This window comes from Nitrososphaera sp. AFS, from assembly GCF_009898475.1.
Taxonomy (GTDB): Archaea; Thermoproteota; Nitrososphaeria; order Nitrososphaerales; family Nitrososphaeraceae; genus Nitrosopolaris.
In genome coordinates, this window is sequence record NZ_QURE01000140.1 from 1 (window position 1) to 6067 (window position 6067).

At 36.5% G+C, this 6067-nt stretch carries 4 protein-coding genes and 1 pseudogene; 3 read left to right on the top strand and 2 right to left on the bottom strand.

Features of this window, described 5'->3' with window-relative positions; all coding sequences use genetic code 11:
• Nucleotides 1-190 (top strand): hypothetical protein (locus DYY65_RS12635; protein WP_236561818.1); only part of this gene is annotated, 190 nt, incomplete at its 5' end.
• A 615-nt stretch (nucleotides 191-805) separates the two neighbouring features.
• Entirely contained in the window at nucleotides 806-1630 is an 825-nt protein-coding gene (locus DYY65_RS11565; RefSeq protein ID WP_370519361.1) for an adenylate/guanylate cyclase domain-containing protein, read from the top strand.
• A 50-nt stretch (nucleotides 1631-1680) separates the two neighbouring features.
• On the opposite strand, the gene DYY65_RS12640 is transcribed toward DYY65_RS11565, so the two are convergent.
• Complete coding sequence (locus DYY65_RS12640; RefSeq protein WP_236561819.1) at nucleotides 1681-1944, bottom strand: hypothetical protein; 264 nt, start codon at nucleotides 1942-1944, stop codon at nucleotides 1681-1683.
• Nucleotides 1945-2182: 238 nt separating this feature from the next.
• Between DYY65_RS12640 and DYY65_RS11575 the strand changes: the two genes are divergently transcribed.
• Nucleotides 2183-3106, top strand: a complete 924-nt coding sequence (locus tag DYY65_RS11575) for a hypothetical protein (RefSeq protein ID WP_162478113.1) — start codon at nucleotides 2183-2185, stop codon at nucleotides 3104-3106.
• Between the two features lie 2484 nt (nucleotides 3107-5590).
• On the opposite strand, the pseudogene DYY65_RS13120 reads toward DYY65_RS11575, so the two are convergent.
• Nucleotides 5591-5687, bottom strand: a pseudogene (locus DYY65_RS13120) (transposase); the annotation flags it as partial.
• Between the last annotated feature and the right edge of the window lie 380 nt (nucleotides 5688-6067).

Here is a 6067-nt window from a genome sequence, read left to right on the forward strand (position 1 = left end):
AAGTGCAATAAATGAACCAATGATTTCAAATCTATCAGGCTTCTTTTTATCTACCAATGTGCCTTACTATGAACCTACTAAGGGTGTTGGAGATATGTTAGATAAGATTCTACGTGGATGTGTATATCATGTCAGCAAGACATGTACGGTACGAGTAAAGAATAGAAGGGGACAGTTAAGCCTATCATAGTTGTCACTGTAACTGCCAGGGCAATCAACAGCACATCATCAAATTGATGAGTCTACGAACTTCTGTTAGAAAGTGTAGTTATACCTCGATCTTATATATACTTAAAATTTCTAAAATCAAATACTATTTTGGGCATTATTTACATAGCAACAGAGACTCTGTACTTAGAAAATGGCAAAGGCGGCTTTAGAGAGTGCTTAGCCAGACTATGATTAGCAGGAAATCTATCCTATGTGCACGAGGATAATATGTATCCCTGTATTCATATCTGGATATATAGAAATACTAGTGGTACCTTATATGTGACATAAATCATTGAAACTGATGTTGACAGTAGGAAATGGAATAGTTTTCAGAGGCGCAACAGCTGCACCTATGAAATTAGCTGACCACTGTGTCCATGTATCCCTATATTCCTATATTCATATGTTCAATATAAGAAGCGGGGACTGGAACATAGAGATGGATGTACCGTTGCAAATATAATTATCTTTTTCCCAGGCTAAGTTCATAGCTATGTTAAAGTGATGCAGTGTTAGCAAAGAAGAAGAATTGTGATTGAAGATGAATAGAATAATAAAGATTTAGGTAATAGAGTCTTATATCCTATAGATAGTGGAAAAAGACAAAGACAAAGAAGAGCGGATAGACGAAACTAGTGAATCTATTATACACCGTATGATAGATTTTGATGCTGATCATGATAATCGGAATGATGAATCTCGAAAAAGAAATGAACTTGTTGATTTGGAATCCTTACTTACACAACGGCAAGACAGACTCCTTCAGGCTTTAGAGGAGCGATATCAATACAGTACCTCAATAAAACGAGGCCAGAACTACCTTCAAAACTATGTAAGTTCAAAGAGATCCCTGGTTATTATGTACGCTGACCTAGTTGGTTCTACCAAAATGAGCATGACTTTGCCAGTAGATAAATTGGTTACATTAATTAGAGCATTTGTACACGAAACTTCCTCAGTTATAGAAACCCATGACGGATATGTTCTGAAATATGTAGGTGATGCTGTAATTGCCTTCTTTCCTGTAGGCTTTAACAAATACCTTACATATGACAAAGTAGTCAGGTGTGCAAAATCAATTATTAACGTGCTCACAAATGGAATCGACCCAATACTACGGAACTATGAATGCCCTGAGCTATTTGTGAAAGTCGGCGCAGAGGAAGGACAAAATGTGGTTGTCCAATACGCATATGACAGAAGCTCTCAAATAGATTTGCTTGGATATACTATGAATGTATCAGCAAAGATAACCTCCTTGACAAGCGCAAATAAAGTTTCTATAGGCGAAAATGTCTATAATTTGTTGCATCCTGTAATGCAGGCAGATTTTCATGAATTGGAATATAGTAAGGAGGAATGGAAATACATAAACCCTAATACTGGTAAGCTGTACAAAGTCTACACGACCAAATAAGGGAATTATTATTACTGCCTAACTGAAATTTACCAAGGTCCAACGTATTTTCATCTTTCTAACATAATCACATACTCCTTGTATATTTTAACGCGAAACAGATAGACATAATATTTTCTCACAAGATGAAGATGTAAAAAAGATTCTTTACTAGTAAACCCAGGTAGGCGGCTTTTCCCTCTACGAAATAGTTGTGATATGGGTCGGTCGTCATCATTATTATTTATGCTAATAGCTCGTTGTAACACACGCTCAGATTGTTCAGATCCATCCATCATATCCCACCAATGTTTTTTGTTAAACAAATTCTTCATCCCATCAAACATAGAATGGTAACTAAAAACATATACATGTTACTTCGTGCTGCGCTGGATAATTGCATGTTATGTAGAAAGCATGCAGGATTATCCAAAACATATTATCAAGCAATATACCGATACAGTCTGCGAGGGTCATTATGCCTATATTTGATAATCAATAATATTTGTTCAATAGGGCTTATGAGTAATCCTTAGCAGTAACCTCCTTCTATGGTTAATAGAACAAACGAAAATGCAGGAGCAAATAACCGCAATTCTGTCTGATTATGACGGAACACTATGTCCTACGAATTTGTTAAGAAGTAAGGATGCCGCGATACCAGTTGGATTGGAAGATATCCTATGGGAAGTTTCCAAAAGGATACCTTTTTGCATTATATCGAGTAAGGATTATCATTTTCTTCGTCCAAGAACAAAATTTGCCAAAATCCTTTCATGTATTCTAGGTATTGAAACCCTTACCCTTACATCTCCAAATGAACGTGTAATGACGTGTGAAAATAACAAATCTAATATCCTGGAGGCTGGATGCAGTAGCAATGGTTTTAATTGTATTGAAGATAAGCACCTCATGCTGGATAATAGCAAAGCATTACGGGCTAAATCGGGTTTATTAACCAATTTGGCAGACAGCGTAAGACTAAGATATGAAGATGTAATAGTTGAGCGAAAATTTACCAGCGACAAACGGATTTTAGCTGGGGTCACCTTTGACTATAGACACACAGAAGACTGGAGTTCATATAAGAATAGCTTGGAACCATTTCTAAAACAAATGATCCGGGACACTAGATCATTCTCGCCATCAACAAGCCCGGTACAACTAATCTACCTTCAGACTTATGCTCGTCATCCTTTTTTAGATGTATATATAACCAAGTGTGATAAAGGAATGGCATTTGATTACGTAACTTCCAAGATTTCCACTATGGCAAAGAAAGAAAACAGAAAAGGACAACAAAAGGTGATGTACCTGGGAGACTCTGAGAACGATAATCCGGCATTTATGAAAGCTGATATTTCTGTGGGCATAAGATCTGATGATAGAGTGAACCCAAAGTTATACTGCGAAAGGGTTATAAAATTTGATCAGTTATCAATATTTCTCAAAAAATTGATAGAAATTTTTTCAGATGATATTCTTCCAACTAATTGAAAAAAGTCATGACGATTGGAATCGCTTGTGTTACCTCAGGTTTTAATATAGAGGTCTGGTACTTGTGTCATCTGGAAGAGAGTGATATGTATTAACTGCTCTATATGTTAATTCATTTATACTATTATTTGTCATGGGAATTATGCTTCGTTCTCTATACGAAAAACCCATATTCTATTATTCAGGCTTTTCAAATAGCATTTTTTCTTCTCTATTGATTATCAAGCCAGTTTTCGGCATTTGTCATATTCTTTTTATAGATTGTAATTGACCAGTGTTGATTACATTTGCTACCGTGATTATCCAATCCTCTATGCACAATTAATCTAAAAAGTTCTAGTAACGATGGAAGACAGTTTTGCATTTCATCATATACCCCAACTAATTCATGCATATCTTTCAATTTCAAGAAATGTCGATATATTTCTTGAACTTCATCAGGTTGGAGACTTAATGCTAAATCTACATCTATGAGATTCTTTCCTTCTAAGAACTTGATGGCCTGAGTAATCTTAGACTTTGACTTTACCGCCTTTGGCCCGATTCAATCTTGTCCATTTATTTGGGCCCAAAACTCTATATCATACAGATAATAATGGCTGTCACCAACGATTTAGATCTACTCATAAATTTAATGATTGCATTGAAAGCTTCAGAAACAAAAAGGCAGTGGCCAGAGACTGAAAACAGTTTTTGATTATTTCAGTTTGGATGGGCGGTTGGAAGAGCAATCTAAACAATTTGTGATCATAGCTAGAAAGAATCCAAAATGGGTCTTTGATAGCATGATGAAATTTTTGTCCCGCCAGCTTGAAAAGAGTGTCAAATCATGAGATCTCAAAAAATACTGTGCCAAATTTACCAAAGCAGTATTTTGTGATATGAATGATCTGGTATTGAACTGGAAGAAAATCACACGTGTTTTATCCAAACGATCGGGTGCTGCTAATGATAGAGCTCCAAGTCTAGAAGAAGTACTCCAACTGATAGAATATCCAGACAGACGAATAAAAGCGATTGTGTGTACCATTGGTTTCGTCCGGGATCAGAATTGGTGCTTGGGACTACTTAATATGGAAAGATGTAGTTCCGATTAAAAACAATGGCAACAATGAAGTAGTAGCTGCCAAGCTTGTAGTATAGCCGGAGAAGATGAGCAATATAGTGGATTTATTACAGCAGAAGCATACAAGTATCTAAAAGAATGGATGGACTTTCGTGCAAGCTATGGTGAAAAGATTAGTGGGGAGTCTTGGCGTATGCGCGATTTGTGGCAGACGACAAATATCTATTATGGTGCTAAATTGGGTTTTGCTACATGCCCCAAGAAACTCATAAGCAGTGGTATCAAGAGAATCATTAGTAATTGCAATTTGCGCCAATGATAACCGGCAAAAATACTATAAATTGGCTTACGCAAGTTGGTAAGAGATTCGGATTGCCCGGTGATGCTCGGTACCTCAATTCAATCCAACACTGAAATGACAAATTGGTGTTAATTGGCACTGATATTCATTTGCGTCGGACAAATACAGCTAGTAACAACGCAGATGTAAATATCCATAACCATAGTCGCATCTGTAGACAATAGCGGTAACGTATTACAATCTATTACTCAGTCGAACTCCATAAGTGGAACGAACAACGCATCAACACCAGTTTTAACTCTAGGTAGCCCAGAGATCGTAATAACTAGTACTGCAAGTGCAGATCACAACGATCAGTCACCAATAACGCTAACGTAAGCATCGGAAACGACTAACTCATTTTTTAAAACTAAATCTGTTAGATGTCGATCAGTACTAATTTACATTAAATTGGTCACACATTAATGGTACAAAATATAATGAAGTTATGCGACAGCGTATCATAGCCAACAAATCCTGAACTCACATACTAAAGTAAATCAATTACACGATGTTACCGACTAAAGTGCTATGCTATATATTGTCTGTAATGTATATTAGAGCTTCGAATGTCTAGTTGTAAGCACGTAGTACTGCGTACATGGTTGATATCCAAATCTTTGACCATACTAAAATGTGTTGAGTGTAATGAAGAAGTTGGCCGATGGATTGACAAAATAAGACCCCAGAAACAAAGATATTCAGAGTCAATTTTGGAATCTATGAAATAAATGACATAACATGCTGCTTGAAATAGCTTCCAGTAACTAGTGAGCCCCCGCACATATAAACACACGATTTTGGCAGAATCTGCTTCTAAACTTATCCTAAACGTATCCCAAAATTATCTAGTATAGATAATAATACAACATGCCAGATGTACTAATCCAAGGTAATCCTCTGCTTTCTTTTCATACTGATTAACAGTTTTCTGAATCTGTTATGCCATGAATTAGTTCTCTCTACTGCCCATCTTCTTGATCAATGCCGCTTGCTTTTCTTCTTCTTTTCTCCTTTATGATAGATATGTGGCATATATCCTCTGTTGATAATCTCATGTTGTATCTCCGGAAAGTCATCGTCTATGACATGTGGAACCAGAACCATCCATACTCATTTGGCAGCATCTTCCACTGACAACCAGTTCTTAAGACATATAAAATATCATCCAGTACTTAAATGGTACCACAGAACGTCTAATAGTTTTGTCTGGTTTTTCTGGAGGAAGTATTACCTTGATCTTGATCTCATCCCACAAGTCATCTGGAATCTTCCTAGAAGTTATAAGCTTCCTCAGAGTATCGTAATCTCAATCTCAAGAATTGGTAAATGATAAATTATGTGTTGTCCAATAAGGTCCTAAAACCATAAGAGTAGGCACAATCTGAGAATATGAACCATCCGTGTTCAGGATAATCATAAACATGTAAAAGGCAAGGTCTCGATTGATATCCTATGTCATATCCTAAAGACATACTTTCTAGAATGTATTCAAGGGATAACCAGCCCGAACTGCTATATCCGAAAAGCGAAGAAGCTTCTGCAATCGAAGAAA